The organism is Pseudomonas sp. CH61, assembly GCF_059429415.1.
The window spans coordinates 4,879,026-4,895,404 of the sequence record NZ_CM182098.1 but is presented as its reverse complement, the minus strand read 5'-3'; the positions used below and the strand labels follow the sequence as shown (position 1 = coordinate 4,895,404).

At 61.1% G+C, this 16,379-nt stretch carries 13 protein-coding genes; 6 read left to right on the top strand and 7 right to left on the bottom strand.

What is annotated here, in order from left to right; all coding sequences use genetic code 11:
* Positions 1–12 precede the first annotated feature (12 nt).
* Positions 13–636 (bottom strand): thiamine phosphate synthase, encoded by a 624-nt coding sequence (thiE, locus tag AC5SEM_RS21925; protein ID WP_495471260.1) that lies wholly within the window; start codon positions 634–636, stop codon positions 13–15.
* 18 nt (positions 637–654) lie between these two features.
* Positions 655–1,452: a hydroxymethylpyrimidine/phosphomethylpyrimidine kinase gene (locus AC5SEM_RS21920; protein WP_007909650.1), complete on the bottom strand. Its 798-nt coding sequence runs from the start codon at positions 1,450–1,452 to the stop codon at positions 655–657.
* A gap of 303 nt (positions 1,453–1,755) precedes the next feature.
* Between AC5SEM_RS21920 and AC5SEM_RS21915 the strand changes: the two genes are divergently transcribed.
* The 4 genes from AC5SEM_RS21915 (at position 1,756) to AC5SEM_RS21900 (ending at position 8,242) form a co-directional block, all read left to right on the top strand.
* Positions 1,756–4,110 carry a 7TM diverse intracellular signaling domain-containing protein gene (locus AC5SEM_RS21915; RefSeq protein ID WP_495471259.1) on the top strand — a complete coding sequence of 785 codons (2,355 nt, stop codon included), beginning with the start codon at positions 1,756–1,758 and terminating at the stop codon, positions 4,108–4,110.
* Between the two features lie 96 nt (positions 4,111–4,206).
* Positions 4,207–5,856 carry an acyl-CoA dehydrogenase family protein gene (locus tag AC5SEM_RS21910; protein ID WP_495471258.1) on the top strand — a complete coding sequence of 550 codons (1,650 nt, stop codon included), beginning with the start codon at positions 4,207–4,209 and terminating at the stop codon, positions 5,854–5,856.
* 180 nt (positions 5,857–6,036) lie between these two features.
* Positions 6,037–7,536 (top strand): AMP nucleosidase, encoded by a 1,500-nt coding sequence (gene amn, locus AC5SEM_RS21905; RefSeq protein ID WP_162130776.1) that lies wholly within the window; start codon positions 6,037–6,039, stop codon positions 7,534–7,536.
* 70 nt (positions 7,537–7,606) lie between these two features.
* On the top strand, positions 7,607–8,242 hold the full coding sequence (locus tag AC5SEM_RS21900; RefSeq protein WP_077574650.1) for a pseudouridine synthase: 636 nt from the start codon (positions 7,607–7,609) through the stop codon (positions 8,240–8,242).
* Here AC5SEM_RS21900 and AC5SEM_RS21895 read toward each other — a convergent pair.
* Positions 8,237–8,446 (bottom strand): DUF2788 domain-containing protein, encoded by a 210-nt coding sequence (locus tag AC5SEM_RS21895; RefSeq protein WP_007909655.1) that lies wholly within the window; start codon positions 8,444–8,446, stop codon positions 8,237–8,239. The genes AC5SEM_RS21900 and AC5SEM_RS21895 overlap by 6 nt on opposite strands.
* A 430-nt stretch (positions 8,447–8,876) precedes the next feature.
* Positions 8,877–9,356: an Lrp/AsnC family transcriptional regulator gene (locus AC5SEM_RS21890; protein ID WP_008081091.1), complete on the bottom strand. Its 480-nt coding sequence runs from the start codon at positions 9,354–9,356 to the stop codon at positions 8,877–8,879.
* A gap of 452 nt (positions 9,357–9,808) precedes the next feature.
* On the opposite strand from AC5SEM_RS21890, the gene AC5SEM_RS21885 reads away from it, so the two are divergent.
* The gene (locus tag AC5SEM_RS21885; protein WP_495471257.1) at positions 9,809–10,882 is read left to right on the top strand and encodes a DUF6515 family protein; all 1,074 of its coding nucleotides are present in this window, start codon (positions 9,809–9,811) and stop codon (positions 10,880–10,882) included.
* Here AC5SEM_RS21885 and AC5SEM_RS21880 read toward each other — a convergent pair.
* Both AC5SEM_RS21880 and pmcY read right to left on the bottom strand, forming a co-directional pair.
* Positions 10,876–11,784 (bottom strand): cation diffusion facilitator family transporter, encoded by a 909-nt coding sequence (locus tag AC5SEM_RS21880; protein WP_077574648.1) that lies wholly within the window; start codon positions 11,782–11,784, stop codon positions 10,876–10,878. The two genes, AC5SEM_RS21885 and AC5SEM_RS21880, sit on opposite strands and share 7 nt — an antisense overlap.
* Before the next feature lie 12 nt (positions 11,785–11,796).
* A complete protein-coding gene (pmcY, locus tag AC5SEM_RS21875; protein WP_016986146.1) occupies positions 11,797–12,216 on the bottom strand; it encodes a periplasmic Zn2+ metallochaperone PmcY in 420 nt (139 codons plus the stop codon).
* 364 nt (positions 12,217–12,580) lie between these two features.
* Between pmcY and hrpB the strand changes: the two genes are divergently transcribed.
* Positions 12,581–15,100, top strand: a complete 2,520-nt coding sequence (hrpB, locus tag AC5SEM_RS21870) for an ATP-dependent helicase HrpB (RefSeq protein WP_495471256.1) — start codon at positions 12,581–12,583, stop codon at positions 15,098–15,100.
* A gap of 187 nt (positions 15,101–15,287) precedes the next feature.
* Here the strand turns inward: hrpB and AC5SEM_RS21865 are convergent, their stop codons facing one another.
* Positions 15,288–16,367 (bottom strand): endonuclease/exonuclease/phosphatase family protein, encoded by a 1,080-nt coding sequence (locus AC5SEM_RS21865; protein WP_495471255.1) that lies wholly within the window; start codon positions 16,365–16,367, stop codon positions 15,288–15,290.
* Between the last annotated feature and the right edge of the window lie 12 nt (positions 16,368–16,379).

Below are 16,379 nucleotides of genomic sequence, written 5' to 3'. Positions count from 1 at the left end.
CGGGCTCTCAAATCAGACTTTCAGTAATTCATTGAACGCGCGGGCGCGGCGGGTCACTTCGGCGCTGCTCTCGGCACCAAACAGACCGTGGACCACGGCGAGCAGGTCGACGCCATGGGCCACTAGCGGTGCAGCGTTGTCGAGGGTGATGCCGCCAATCGCGCAGACGGGCAGGTGCAGCGTGCGTTTGGCCTCGTTGAGCAGATCGAGGCTGCAGGTCGGCGCGCCGGGTTTGGTGTTGGAATTGAAGAAGCGGCCGAAGGCGACATAGCTCGCGCCTTCTTTGGCCGCTTGTTCGGCCAGCGCGATTTGCGCGTGGCAGGTCGAACCGATGATCGCTTTGGAACCGAGCAGGGCGCGGGTCGGCGACAGCGGGCCATCGGTCTGACCGAGGTGCACGCCGACGTTGAGGCGCGCCGCCAGCTCAGCGTCATCGTTGATGATCAGTTGCGTCTTGTAGCGCTCGCACAGATCACGTAGCGCTTCGGCCTCGCGTAAACGGCGGGCCTCGTCACTGCTTTTGTCGCGGTATTGCAGCAGGGTGACGCCGCCTTCCAGCGCCGCCTCCACGTAAGACAGAAACTTGCCCGCCAGCAATTGGCTGTCGGTAATGGCATACAGGCCACGTAGTTTCATCGGGCAGACCTCACGACGTTACGAGCAGAAATCCAGCGGCAGGCGACGCGGAACGAACTGGCCTTTGCCCAGTTGTTCGGCATCGCGCAGGGTGCGCCAGGTGTAATCCAGTGCACTGCGCACGGCGCTGGCGAGGTGTTCGCCCTGCGCCAGGCGACCGGCCAAAGCACTGGCCAACGTGCAACCGGAACCGTGATAGCTGCCCGGCAGACGCTGGCAGATAAAGGTTTCACGCAGACCGTCGCGGCTGTACACGCGGTTGTGGATTTCAGTTTCGTCGCCGTGACCGCCGGTGATCAGCAGGTTTTTGACGAACGGCAGGAGTTTTTCAGCGCACTCGTCGGCGGTGCCTTCGGGCAGTTCGGCGAGGATGCGCGCTTCAGGAAGGTTGGGGGTGGCAATGATCGATAGCGGCAGCAGACGCTCACGCATCGCATAGCCGACCTCGTCCTTGCCCAGACGTCCGCCGCCGCCGGCGCGCAGCACCGGGTCGCAGACCACTGGCAAGTGCGGGTGCGCCGAAAGCAGTTCGACAACGGTGTCGACCATTTCCAGCGAACCGAGCATGCCCAGTTTGACCGCAGCGACTTCGGAATCGTTGAGCACGGCATTGGCTTGAGCCAGTACCCACTCACGGTCGAGGACGCGGAAGTCAGTGACGTTGACGGTGTCTTGCACGGTCAGGGCGGTGACGGCCGGAGCCGCGTGGCAACCCTGCGCGAGCAGAGCTTCGATATCTGCCTGCAAGCCGGCGCCACCACTTGGGTCGTGGCCGGAGAGACAGAGGACAACGGGGCGGGAGCTGTAGATATTCATGGTGCGCGAGCTTACCACCAAAGCTGATTTTCGGGTTCAGTGCCGTTGTCCCGGGCCGATAACCTGGCAGGAGAATCCGACCGCTCTGTCACAAGCTGACCAACTCAACAGCTCTAGCTCGCTGCTTTGCTCTGGAACGCCCGTTCTAGAGCCTTTGTAGGAAAAATTTCAATGGTGCTCAATGGCCATCAACGGCTATGCTAGTCTGGATCCAAACCAATAACAGGTAATACCGGTTTTACGTCTACTCAAAGGGAATGGGGGGCTTCCTGACACAACCGGACGAGCCACGCTGGGGCTTCAATGCGCTATCTGCTGATGTTGCTGTTCTGCTTGCCCCTTATGGCGAGCGCCGTCGAATTCGACGAATTTACCCAGAGCCTCCCTCTGGGCCGGTCGCTGCAAGTGTTCGAAGACCCGAGTGGTCTGGCGAGCATTGCCGATGTTCGTGCGCAAGCTGCCGCCGGCAATTTCAAACCCCACGATAAAGCCACGCTCAATGCCGGTTATTCACGTTCGGCGTTCTGGCTGAAGATCGACCTGCATTATCGTCCGAGCAATCCCGCCGCCCAGCGCACCTGGCTGCTGGAACTGGCGTATCCACCGCTCGACCATCTCGACCTGTACATGCCCGATGCCGCTGGCGACTACCGCCTCGTCCGGCAAACCGGCGATGCCTTGCCGTTCGCCAGCCGCGAGATTCGCCAGAACAACTATCTGTTCGACCTTTCATTCAAGCCGGATCAAACGCAAACCGTATATCTGCGACTGGCCAGCGAAGGCTCGATTCAGGCGCCGGTGACGTTATGGTCAAGCACGGCGTACCTCGAAGACCAGCCAGTGCGCCTGTATGTGCTCGGCATCATTTATGGCGTGCTGTTAGGGATGGTGGTCTACAACCTGTTCATCTTCCTCAGCGTGCGTGACACCAGCTATCTCTACTACATCTTCTATATCGCTTCGTTTGGCCTTTATCAGTTGTCGGTGAACGGTGCGGCGGTCGAATATTTCTGGCCGGACAATCCGTGGTGGGCCAACGCCGCGACGCCATTCTTCATCGGTTGCGCCGGGTTGTTCGGCAGCCAGTTCGCCCGCAGCTTCCTGCAGACCAAAACCCACAGTCGCTGGCTCGACCGCTTGTTGATCGGGCTGATTGCCTTCGGAGCATTGGTCATCGGTTTGTCGCTGATGACCAGTTACGCCCTGGCCCTGCGCCTTGCAACGACGCTGGCGCTGACCTTCACTGTGGTGATTTTTGCCGCCGGGATTCTGGCCTGGTGGCGCGGCTTGCGCGTAGCGCGCTATTTCATCATCGCCTGGTCGGCGTTTTTGCTCGGCGGCGTCGTCAACACCCTGATGGTGTTGGGCTTGCTGCCGAACGTGTTCCTGACCATGTACGCCAGCCAGATCGGCTCGGCCATCGAAGTGGCATTGCTGTCGCTGGCACTGGCCGACCGCATCAACGCGATGCGTGAGCAACAGGCGCAGACCCTGTACGACGCCGGGCAGAAACTCGAAGTGCTCAACCAGCAACTGGCCCATAGCAATAAGCTCAAAGATGAGTTCTTGGCGACCCTGACCCACGAACTGCGCACGCCAATGAACGGCGTGATCGGTTCGCTGGAACTGATGCAGACCGTCGATCTGGATCCGGAGCTTGAGCAATATCAGCAGACCGCCGCCGGTTCCGCGCGGGACATGATGCGCATGGTCAACGGCATCCTCACCCTCACCGAATTGCAGGCCGGCAAGCTCAAGGCTGCGCCGGGCAGCTTCAGTCTGCGCGCAGTAGTTGAAGCGTTGCGCGTGCAGTTCGATGGCAACGCGGCGAGCAAGTCGCTGGACTTCAAAGTCGAGGTGCTGCCGACCCTGCCGGATCGCTTGCACGGCGACAGCGCCAAACTCGCGCAATGCCTGGAATGCCTGCTCGACAATGCGATCAAGTTCACCCGTGTCGGTGGGTTGGCGTTGCGCGTGACGGGCAAACCGTCGACGGGCAATCGTCTGGCGCTGTCATTTGCGGTGATCGACACCGGCATCGGGTTCACTGATCTGGGCGAAGCGACGATGTACCAGCGTTTCTTCCAGCTCGACGGTTCGATGACCCGCGAATACGGCGGGCTGGGCGTCGGTCTGGCGATCTGCCGACAATTGGTCGAGTTGCTCGGCGGCAAGCTCACTCATCGCTCGGAGCCCGGGCGTGGCAGCCGTTTCCAGCTGGATGTCGAGTTTGAGTTGCCGGTGGTTGAGGCAGCATCGACGCCGATTCCTTCACACGATTGCGTGCGCGCACCGCAGGACTGCACGGTGTTGCTGGTGGACGACAACAGCGTCAACCAACTGGTGATGCGTGGCATGTTGCTCAAGCTCGGCTTCCGCGTGCGTACCGCCGATAACGGTGCGGCGGCATTGGACTGCCTGCAGCGAGAAGCCTTCGATGCGGTGCTGATCGATTGCCAGTTGCCGGCTCACGACGGCGCGTCATTGTGCTGCCGGATTCATGCGTTGCCGGGCTGCGCGAACTTGCCGGTATTCATGCTGGCGCTAACCGCTGACCGAGAGCTTTGCGCCACGGGGGCGCCGGTCGATTACTTGAATAAACCGGTTAAATTCGAAGATTTGCAGTCGGCTCTGGAGCGTCGGGTGCTGTGCTGCTGACAGGGTAAAAGCGCCGCAAATTCGGCTGATATGACACTTTGACCGGTCGCGGTGCGGTGCTTAACTGAGTTCCTTGGTTGCCCAAAGGAGCCCGTCATGAACCTGCATCAGTTCGCCGAAACCCACGAAGTCACCAACCAGCCACCGTCGCTGGACGGCACCAACCTGTACCGCATCGACCTGCCGTTGCAGGAGTGGTCGCGGCGCTTTGGCGCTGGTTGGGCCGAGTCGCGGATCGATGCCTACGGCGCGCTCGCCGGCGGGCCGTTGATGGAAGCCGGGTTCCTCGCCAATCAGAACAAACCTGTGTTTGCCAGCCATGACCGCTATGGTCATCGCATTGATCTGGTGGAATTTCACCCGGCCTATCACGAGCTGATGCGCACGGCGATCGAGCACGGCCTGACTTCGCTGCCGTGGGCGCATCCACAGGATGGGGCCCACGTCGCTCGCGCCTCGATGACTTATCTGCACAGCCAAGCCGAGGCCGGCAGCGGTTGCCCGTTGACCATGACCTTTGCCAGCGTGCCGGCCCTGCGCTTGCAGCCGAACATCGCTGAGCAATGGCTGCCGAAAGTCCTCTCTACTGAATACGACCCGCGCAACGTTGGCATGGCGCACAAGGCCGGCGTGACCATCGGCATGGCCATGACCGAGAAACAGGGCGGCACCGACGTGCGCGCCAACACCACCAAGGCGTATCCGGTCGGCGCCAGTGGTCCGGGTCAGGCTTATGAGCTGGTCGGGCACAAGTGGTTCTGCTCGGCGCCGATGTGCGATGCCTTCCTGACGCTGGCGCAGACCGACAAGGGCTTGAGCTGCTTCCTGCTGCCACGCCATCGCCCGGACGACACGCGTAATCAGTTCTATATCCAGCGCCTGAAAAACAAACTCGGCAACCAGTCCAACGCCTCCAGTGAAGTGGAGTTTCGTGGCGCGCTGGCGTGGATGGTCGGTGAGGAAGGGCGCGGCGTGCCAACCATCATCGAGATGGTGGCGATGACCCGATTCGATTGCATGGTCGGTTCCAGTTCGTTGATGCGCCAGGCGCTGACCCAGGCCAGCCACCACTGCGCGCATCGCAAGGTCGGCGGCAAACTGCTCAGCGAACAGCCATTGATGCAAAACGTGCTGGCCGATCTGGCGCTGGAAAGCGAAGCCGCTCTGGCGCTCAGCCTGCGCATGGGCAAGGCGCTGGATCATCTGGATGATCGCCATGAAGCGCAATTTGCGCGCTTGGTGACAGCGGTGGGCAAGTATTGGATCTGCAAGCGCGCGCCGGGGATGATCAATGAAGCCGCCGAGTGCATGGGCGGCGCCGGTTATGTCGAGGACAGTATTCTGCCGCGTCTGTACCGCGAGGCGCCGGTGAACTCGACGTGGGAAGGCTCGGGGAATGTGCAGTGTCTGGACGTGCTGCGGGCCTTGTCGAAAGAGCCGGGCGTGCTGGATGTGTTGTTCAGCGAGTTGGGCGACGGGCATGGCGACAAGCGACTGGCTGCGCATATTCAGCAGTTGCAGGCGCAGTTCAAGGATACGAGCGACATTCAGTATCGGGCGCGGCAATTGACTGAAGATATTGCGCTTGGTTTGCAGGCCAAGCTTCTGTTGGAGGCGGGGAATTCAGCCGTCAGCGATGCCTTCATTGCCAGCCGATTGAGCGCCGGCGGCCGCGTCTACGGCGCCTTGCCGCGTGGGCTGGACGTCGAAGCCCTCGTCGCCCGCTCAACCCCACAGATTCTCTGACCCACCACACATCCCCTGTAGGAGTGAGCCTGCTCGCGATAGCGGTGTATCAGTCAATGCAAATGTCGACGGATAGACCGCTATCGCGAGCAGGCTCACTCCTACAGGGATCGGGTCTGCCTGACATATTGTGCGGTTGCCAACATGCCACTGTTCCCGTGACGCCACGATGCAGGCAAGATGAAGCTCTGCAAGTCAGAACACAGGAAGCTGATCGTGACCGAAGCGTTTATTGTTGTTCAAACCGCCGAACAAGCCGTGGATCGTCTGGCCGAGCTGCATGAGCGGGCCACCACTGCGCTGAACTCGGCGCTCAAGCGTTACCTCAAGGATCGCGTCGAACCCGACGCTGCGCAGCGTGCTCTGTTTCGTTATCCCGAACTGCGTCTGACCTATCACTGCCAGGGCGAAGTCCCGCAGACCACCCGCGCTTACGCCAAGGTGCAATTGCCGGGCACTTACAGCGTCACCGTCACCCACCCGGCGGCATTCCGCAAATACCTGCTCGAACAACTGGTGCCGTTGATGCACGACTTCACGGTGACCGTGGAAGTCGGCGTCAGCCAGCAGAACATTCCGTATCCGTACGTGGTCGAGCAGGGTGATGAACTGGCCGGCTCCGGCGTCACCGCTGCGGTGCTGGCGCGGGTGTTCCCGAGTACCGATCTGTCCGCGGCCACCGATGGCATCGCCGACGGTCTCTACGACTGGGAAAACACCGATCCGCTGCCGCTGGCCTTGTTCGACGCCGCGCGTGTGGATTTCTCGCTGCGGCGTCTGGTGCATTACACCGGCAGCGACTGGCGTCATGTGCAGCCGTGGATTCTGCTGACCAACTATCACCGCTACGTCGACCAGTTCATCGTTCATGGTCTGGAACAGTTGCGCAGCGATCCGCGTTTCGTGCGCATGGTTCTGCCGGGCAACGTGATCATCGAAAAGAGCATGGATCACGGCGAAGCTTCGGCGATTGCCGCCGGTGTGGTCTGGCACCGTTACCAGATGCCGGCCTATCACCTGATCGCCAACGATGGCCATGGCGTGACGCTGGTCAACATCGGTGTCGGCCCGTCCAACGCCAAGAACATCACCGACCACTTGGCGGTGCTGCGTCCGCATTGCTGGCTGATGATCGGCCACTGCGGTGGCCTGCGTCAGTCGCAGACCATCGGCGACTATGTGCTGGCTCACGCTTATATGCGTCGCGACGGCATTCTCGACCGCGTGGTGCCGCCGAACATTCCAATCCCGGCCCTGGCCGAAGTGCAAATGGCGTTGCAGCAGGCGGCGGCGAATGTCACCGGCGAAAAGGGCGACGATCTGAAAAAACGCCTGCGCACCGGCACCGTGCTGACCTACGACGACCGTAACTGGGAATTGCGTTGGGCGCAGGAACGGCCGTTGATCAACCTGTCCCGCGCTGTGGCGGTGGACATGGAAAGCGGCACGATTGCCGCGCAGGGTTATCGCCTGCGGGTGCCGTACGGCACGTTGCTGTGCGTTTCGGACAAACCGCTGCACAGTGAAATCAAACTGCCGGGTTCGGCCAACGCCTTCTATGAACGCGCAGTCAGCCAACACTTGAAAATCGGCATCGAAGCGGTGGATCTGCTGCGCACCGAGCTCAACTCGCTGCACTCGCGCAAACTGCGCAGCTTCGACGAACCGCCGTTCCGCTGATTTGTTGATGGTCATTTAACGGTCAGGCTACTAGCATTGGCAGCCCTGACCGTTAGATGTTCTTTTCGCCATGTCCCGTCCTCCACGTCCACCTTCCCGCCGTCCTGGCGCGAAGCCTCAGTCTGCTTCCCCGCGTCGTGTTGCCAAGGCACCACCGGCCGAGCCGAAACTGATCCTGTTCAATAAACCGTTCGATGTGCTGACGCAATTCAGCGACGGTGAAGGGCGGGCGACGCTCAAGGATTTCATCGATGTGCCCGGCATTTATCCGGCCGGACGCCTTGATCGCGACAGCGAAGGCTTGTTGCTGCTGACCAACGACGGGCAGTTGCAGGCGCGTATCGCCGATCCGAAACACAAATTGGCGAAGACCTATTGGGTGCAGGTCGAGGGCGTGCCGACCGCTGAGCAGTTGCAGCGCTTGCGTGATGGCGTCGAGTTGAATGACGGTATGACCTTGCCTGCCGAGGCGCGGCAACTGGATGAGCCTGAGTTGTGGCCGCGCAATCCGCCGGTGCGCTTTCGCGCGACCATACCGACTTCGTGGCTGGAGCTGGTGATTCGCGAGGGGCGCAACCGTCAGGTGCGGCGCATGACCGCGGCGGTCGGTCTGCCGACGTTGCGGCTGGTGCGGGTCAGGATTGGTGACTGGACGATCGAAGGGCTCGATCAAGGCCAGTGGAAGGAAGTGCCGGCGCGCTTATAACGCGCCGGATTCGATCAGGCCGATCACCACACTCTTGATGATGAACGCGGCCACGCCCAGGCCCAGCACGAAGAACAGAATGAACGAGCCAAAGCGCCCGGCCTTGGACTTCTTCGCCAGATCCCAGACGATGAAACCCATGAAAATGATCAGGATGCTGACCAGGCCGGTCATCATCCACTCTTCTAATAATGCTGGATCCATTGGATTTCTCCGGCGCGCATGCGGCTAAAAGGGCGCGGCGAGTATACGCCAAGGTTTGTGGGGTGGCATTGATCTGGGTCTGATCCGGAACTGTTGCCCTCACCCTAGCCCTCCCGAAACGTCGGACCGCCCAGAGGGAGAGGGGACTGACCGGGGTGTCTGGCGCCATACATCGACCTGAAAGATCGAGTCGATTATGGATGCACAGCAGAACGCTCAGGTCAGCGTACTTCTTCAGCATCTCACGGTCGGCCCCCTCTCCCTCCGTGAGGAGAGGGGACTGACCGGGGTGTCTGGCGCCATACATCGACCTGAAAAATCGAGTCGATTATGGATTCACAGCAGAACGTTCAGGTCGGCGTACTTCTTCAGCATCTCACGGTCGGCCCCCTCTCCCTCCGGGAGAGGGCTGGGGTGAGGGTGCCTTTGATCAGTTGCGCAGGTGGGTCAAGGGCAGTTCAGTGCTGTTGAGCACCTGATTCAGTACGAAGCTTGAACGAACGCTGGTCACGCCCTCAATCCGGGTGAGGTGCCCAAGCAACAGCTTCTGATAGTGATCCATATCCGGCACCACCACCTTCAACTGGTAATCCGCATCCACCCCCGTCACCAGACTGCACTCCAGCACCTGCGGCAACGTACGAATCGCCGCCTCGAAGTTTTCGAAGCGCTCCGGCGTGTGCCGGTCCATGCCGATCAGCACATACGCCGTCAGGCTCAGCCCAAGCATCTTGCGATCGAGCAACGCCACCTGACGCGAAATGTAGCCGTCGTCTTCCAACTGCTTGACCCGGCGCGAGCACGGGGAGGGCGACAGACCGATGCGCTCGGCCAATTCCTGGTTGGAGATGCGGGCGTCGCGCTGCAATTCCGCCAAAATGCTCAGGTCGTAACGGTCGAGTTTGCTCATCAATCTGTCCTTGGTTGTAACTATTGCGGCAGATTATCTATCCAGGGTTAAAAATTGCGCAAGTGGTGTTTATTTCAGCAATCTTCGCAATCCTATGTCGCCGCCTCAGGCCTATTCTTATCACCAGAATCACTGCTCGGTAACACAGTCCACGCGGCCCGCCCTATCCGGCCTGCCGCGGCCGCCACCCTCACCGGGGTTGTGCCGGCCCCCGAGCTGCACACTGTCCAGAAGACGGCGTGAGGTGAGCCGACGTCAAAAGCGTCGAGCCAGGACGAAGTTCTCTAGAAGGGAGGCCGACGGGTCTCCCTTTTTTCTTGCCTGCGATTTCATGCCCTAGCGCTCAATAAATAAGTTGCGCGACTGATAACCTGTTGCAGAACCCGGTGTGTGTATTCCCGGTCTTAGTGACAAGTCCTCTTACATTTGCAGGCCCCGCAGTGAGAAAAAGCATGAAGTCGCGCATCTGGCGTCTGGCCGGTGTTGGTTTGCTGTGTGTGAGTGTCAGTGTGCAAGCGCTTGCCGACGAGCCGCAGAATCGCGGCCCGGATGGCGGCGGCCACGGCCAGGATCATCAGGGCAACAATCAGGGCCATGGCGGCAACAATCAGCCGCGCCCGCAGAGCAATCCATCGCAGAATCAGCCGCAACAGAATCAGCCGCGTCCGCAGAACAACGAGATCATTCGTGGCGACAACAGCCGCCAGTTCGAGCACAACGGCCAGCAGCACAACAACAATGGCCAGTGGCAAAACCACGACCAGAACCGCCCGGCCTACAATCCCAACCCGGTGCGCCAGCCACCACCGCCACCGCAACTGCCGGCCAATAGCCTGCCGATCCAGTCGCGGCCCGACACTGTGCGTCAGACCCAGGAGCCGCGTCAGGGTTACTACCGCGACGAGCGTCCGCAGAACGGTTACCACAACCAGCAATGGCAGACCGGCAACCGGCCCAACGACAATCGCTGGCCGGGACGTCCCGACGGACACGGCAACGGTTGGGGCCCGGGTCCGCAATATCGGCCGGGGCATGTGATCGACCGTTTCCCGGATCGCGATTACCGCGTGCCGTATCGCGGGCAGGATTACTTCTTTTCCGGCGGTTACTGGTATCGCCCACAAGGCCCGCGCTACATCGTCGTGCAACCGCCGCGCGGGATCCGCATTCAGTATCTGCCCGATTACGCCCGTGAAGTGTGGATCGGTGGTTCGCTGCTGTTCCTCGCCGCCGGTTCCTACTACGCGTATCAGGAAGCGACGCAAGATTACGTGGTGGTCGAGCCGCCGGTGCAGCAACAGCAGCAGCCGCAATCCCAAGGCTATGAGGTCGAAGCGTATCCAGCCAACGGTCAGTCGCCGGAGCAGGTGCAGCAGGACGGTTATCAGTGCTACCAGTACGCTGTGCAGCAAAGCGGTTTTGACCCGCGCACCGCGACCTATCAACCCGCGCCCGAAGTGGTTCAGGCCTATCGACAGGCTCAGGGCAATTGCCTGAGCAGTCGCGGTTATCAGGTCAGTTACTGAAGCCGGGTTTGCGCCCGTTCTGACTTGACCACTTCCTGCGGGTCGGCGTGCACCAGCACTTCGGCTCGCGGGTAGGCTTTGTGAATGGCATCGGCGGCTTGATCGCTGATGCCGTGCGCCACTGACAAGGTCAACTCCCCCGGCAATTCCAGGTGCAACTGCACGAACCAGTGGTTGCCGGAGATCCGCGTGCGCAAGTCATGCGCGCCCAACACGCCCGGCACACTGCAGGCCAGTTCGAGCATGTGCTGACTGACATTCATCGGCAGCTCTTCATCCATCAGCACCGAAAAACTTTCCCGGGCGATCTGGATTGCGCTCCACAAAATGTACGCAGCAATGCCCAGACCGAACCACGCATCCAGTTGCTCAAAACCAAACCCGGCGAGGATCAGCGCAAGCAGAATGCTGCCGTTGAGCAGCATGTCCGAGCGATAGTGCAGCGAGTCCGCGCGCACGGCGTTGGAGCCGGTCTGCTTGATCACCCGATGCTGCAACACCAGCAGCGCCGCCGTCAGCAGCAACGAAAACACAATCACACCGATGCTCAGCCACGGTGCGCCGATCGGCTCTGGCGTCTTCAACCGTTCGAACGCCTGAAACGCGATCAATACCGCACTGCCGCCAATGAACAAGGCCTGCGCCATGCCCGCCAGCGATTCCGCCTTGCCGTGGCCATAACGGTGATCGTCATCGGCCGGGCGCAGCGCGTAATGCACCGCCAGCAGATTGAGCATCGAAGTGACGCCATCCAGCGCCGAGTCGGTGAGGCCGGCGAGCATGCTCACCGAACCGCTCAGCCACCAGGCGATGGCTTTGGCGACGATCAGCGTGCACGCGACCGCCACCGAGGCGCGGGTCGCCAGCCGTAGCAGGCGGGCGTGTTCGGGGCTGGATGTCATTGAACGTCCTTTTTAAGCGGCGGGTTGCAGGCCGAACATCGCCAATTGTTGAGTGCTGCCCTTGTGTTGAATCAGGCGCGGATCATCCAGTGGGAAATCTCTGCCCAACTCGCTTTCGAGAATAGCCTGCAGCTTGTGATTATCGACCTGACCGTCCGGGCCGATGGCTTGTTTGAGCTTGGCAGGGTCGATCTGCGCGGTGTGGCCGGGTTCGAAGTAGATCGCGCCGGTGGCGAAGTCGACGGCGAACGCGATCAGGCCGGGGATTATGTAGAAGAGCAGGCCTACGGCGTCGAGTACTGCAATCGCCGGGTCGATCTTGCCGTCGATCTGACCGCGCCGGTCCGGGTAGAAAATCGAACCGCACGCGGTGATTTGCGTGAGCAGGGTGGCGACCAGTACACCGCCGATCAGGCGAAAAGGTAAGCGCATGGGAAAATCTCCTGAGTCATCTGATAACGAAGCTTCGTCTTGTGAAGTTAAGACCCTGACGAACGCCAAGCAGTTCGCCGTTATACTCGCGGCTGGCAGGGCGTGCCCACAGTAAATTGCGGCCTCGTCTCACCCCTACCGAAATACGTTGAGGATTGAAGTTGTTTTCTCCAGATCGACACCGCGTGAAGGCTAATGAATCCTATCGGGGTTCGGCCCTCCGGGCTAAAGCTGTGAGCGCGCCATGCTGCGTTGCGGGACTTGGCAAGGAAACGACCCTTACCTGCGTCCCGCGCCTTGCCTGGCACGCTCACAGCTTTAACGCGACTCGCAATTTACTGTGGGCACGCCCTGGGGAGCCAGCATGAATTCTTTGCCAATCGATGAAGTTTTACCCGCCCTGCGTGAAGCCTTGGCGACGCGCCACGAAGCCGTGCTCGAAGCACCGCCCGGCGCCGGTAAAACCACCCGCGTGCCGTTGGCCTTGCTCAATGAAGCGTGGCTGGCCGGGCAGACCATTCTGATGCTTGAACCGCGCCGTCTCGCCGCGCGTGCAGCCGCAGAAAGATTGGCCAGCGAGTTGGGCGAGAAGGTCGGGGAAACCGTTGGTTATCGCATTCGTCTCGACAGCAAGGTCGGCCCCAACACACGCATCGAAGTGGTCACCGAAGGCATTCTCACCCGGCGCTTGCAGGACGACCCGGCGCTGGAAGGCGTCGGCTTGTTGATCTTCGACGAATTCCACGAACGCAGCCTCGATGCCGATCTGGCGCTGGCCTTGAGTCTGAACGGTCGCGAGCTGTTCCGAGCTGAACAGCCGCTGAAGATTTTGCTGATGTCGGCCACGCTCGAAGGCGAGCGTCTGGCCGGGTTGCTCGATGATGCGCCGATCCTGCGCAGCGAAGGGCGCATGTATCCGGTGACGATGCGCTGGGGCCGGCCGTTTCAGCCCGGCGAATACATTGATCAACGCGTCACGCAAACCGTGCTTGAAGCACTGCATGACGAAACCGGCAGTCTGTTGGTGTTTCTGCCGGGGCAGGCGGAAATCCGTCGCGTCCATCAACAATTGGCCGACGCCATTGGTGAGCGCAGCGATGTGTTGCTCTGCCCGTTGCACGGTGAACTCGATCTCAATGCCCAGCGTGCTGCAATTGATCCGGCGCCGGCCGGTCAGCGCAAAGTGGTGCTGGCGACCAACATCGCCGAGACCAGTCTGACCATCAACGGCGTGCGCGTGGTGATCGATGCCGGGCTGGCGCGGGTGCCGCGTTTCGATCCGGGCAGTGGCATGACGCGTCTCGATACTCAGCGGATTTCCAAGGCCAGCGCTACTCAGCGTGCGGGCCGGGCAGGGCGACTGGAGCCGGGTGTTTGTTATCGCTTGTGGTCGCAGGATCAGCACGAACAGCTCGCCGCTTATGGCAGTGCGGAAATTCTCTCTGCGGATCTCGCCAGCCTCGCGCTGCAACTGGGTCGTTGGGGCGTGACGCCGGGCGAACTGGTCTGGCTCGATGTCCCCCCAGCGGCGGCTTATGCCCAGGCGCAGGACTTGTTGCAGCGACTTGGCGCGCTGGAAGGCGAGTCTCTGACGACTCATGGTCAGGTCATGGCCGAGTTGCCTGCGCATCCGCGCATCGGCCATTTGCTCCTGCGCGGTCAGGCGTTGGGTCTGGCGAACATGGCCTGCGACGTCGCCGCATTGCTTGGTGAGCGCGATATCTTGCGTGGAGCCGGGGCGGATCTGCACAGTCGTCTGGTGCTGCTCTCGGGTGAAGAACGTGCCGCCCGAGGTGCGCAGGGCGGCGTACAACGGGCTAAGCAACTCGCCCGGCAATATCGCGGTTACCTGCGCGGCAAGGCCAGCGAGCCGGTCAGCGATCCTGATCATCCGCGCTGGCTCGGTGCCTTGCTGGCGCTGGCCTATCCGGATCGCGTCGCGCAACAGCGGCGTGCCGGTGGCGCTGAATATCGTCTGGCCAACGGTCGTGCGGCATTGTTCGCCGAGGCCGACAGCCTGATGAAAGAGCCGTGGATCGTCATCGCTGATCTTGGCAGCCGCCAGGGCCAGCGCGAAGAACGGATTTATCTGGCAGCGGATTTCGATCCGGCGCTGTTCGATTCGGTGCTGGCCGAACAGGTGCGCAACGTCGATCAACTGGATTGGGATGAGCGCGAAGGCGTGCTGCGCGCCGAGCGTCAACGCAAGGTCGGCGAGCTGATTCTCAGCCGCGAGCCGCTGACCGGTCTCGACGAAAATGCGCGCAGTCAGGCGCTGGTCAATCTGGTGCGGCGCAAAGGTCTGGAGCTGCTGCCATGGACGCCGGAGCTGCGTCAGTGGCAGGCGCGGGTGGCGCTGTTACGGCAGTTGGAATTGAACAATCAGGATGACAGTCAGTGGCCGGATGTCAGCGACGCGACGTTGCTGAACACCCTCGAAGATTGGCTGATGCCCTATCTGGGCAAGGTCTCGCGGCTCAGTCATTTTGCCAATCTGGATCTGTCGAGCATCGTGCGAAACCTGCTGCCATGGCCGTTGCCGCAAAAGCTCGATGAGCTGGCGCCGCATCATTTGAGCGTGCCGTCGGGTTCATCGATTCGTTTGGACTACAGCGAGTTTCCACCAATTCTCGCGGTGCGTTTGCAGGAATTGTTCGGGCTGGCCGATACGCCGCGCATTGCCGGTGGGCGGCAAGTGGTCAAATTGCATCTGCTATCGCCAGCGCGGCGACCGGTGCAGGTGACGCAGGATCTGGCGAACTTCTGGCGCAGCACCTATGCCGAGGTGAAGAAGGATTTGAAGGGGCGTTATCCGAAGCACTATTGGCCGGATGATCCGTTGGTGGCCGAGGCGACCGCACGGGCAAAACCGCGCGGGACCTGAAGATCAAGAGATCGGCAGCGCCTACAAAATTGAAGTCGGCCACAGAATAACGCTACGACATCAATCTACTGTGGGAGCGAGCCTGCTCGCGAAGGCGTCGTTTCAGTCGACGCATTCGTTGCCTGATACAGCGCTTTCGCGAGCAGGCTCGCTCCCACAGTGATCGGTGGTGTGCCGAAGTTGTGAACTACGGAGTGGCGGGGAGCAGGAACCGCGCAATCACCGGCAGGTGATCGGAAATGCGCAAGGTATCGTCCTGCCGAACCAGCGCTTCAACCCGTTTGATCCGCGGGCTATAGAACAGATAGTCGACCGTGCGATCCGGGCCATTCAGACCGGGGTCGTTGGGGTAGTGGGTCAGCCACTGCGCACGGTCGATACCGCTGGCCTCATTGTTGGTCGGGATCATTGGGTACTTGTCCCACAGCAGATGCAGTTCGCTGTCGGCGGAGTAGGGCGTGCGCTGTTCGGCAGACAAACGGCGATACTGGCCGAGCGGTAACAGATTGAAGTCGCCACCGATCAACCACGGCAGGCCCTGACTTTCGTACTTGTCGAGCACTTTGGCCACGGCGCTCACTTGCGCCTGCAAGGTGTCGTCGGGTTGCCTGGCACGCTCCAGATGGGTATTGAAAACGGTCAGTTGCCCGCCATCGCTCAGCGGCAGTTTGGTCGCGAGCAGCGCATCTTTTGGCTGGAATTGACGGCTGATAAAGTTGGCTGAGGCGACCGGCAGTTGCAGGCGCTCGGCGTGTTCGATGCGGTAGCGGCTCAGGGTCGCCAGTTGTCGCCCGACACTGCCGAAAACATGAGCGTCGGGGACGAATTCGGCTTTCCAGTCAAACGCGCTGGCGCTGCACGGATACAGGTCGGCAACGCGTTCCTGCAATAACTTCAGCTGATCCTGGTAGTCGCTGGCCTTGGCGCCGTCATCCAGTTCCTGCAACAGCACCACATCAGGCTGCTCATCTCGGATCACCCGCGCCACCTCATCGAGGCTGAAGGCCATGTCTTCCTGGGTCGGCGCTTCATCGTTGCCCTGGGCCAGATCATTCCAGAACACGTAACGCTTGCCAGCGAGGTACTGCACGTTCCAGGTCATGACTTTCAGCGCCTGGCCCGGCACCAGCGTCGGTGGCGTCCCCGAGCAACTGACCGGCAGGGTTTCGCGGGCATCGGGGCGCCAGGTCAGGCTGAACATGAGCGCGCCGATCAGGACGAGGGCGAGCACGGCAAGTAACAGGGTGTAGCGCAGTAGACGGGTCATGGCTCGGCTTAT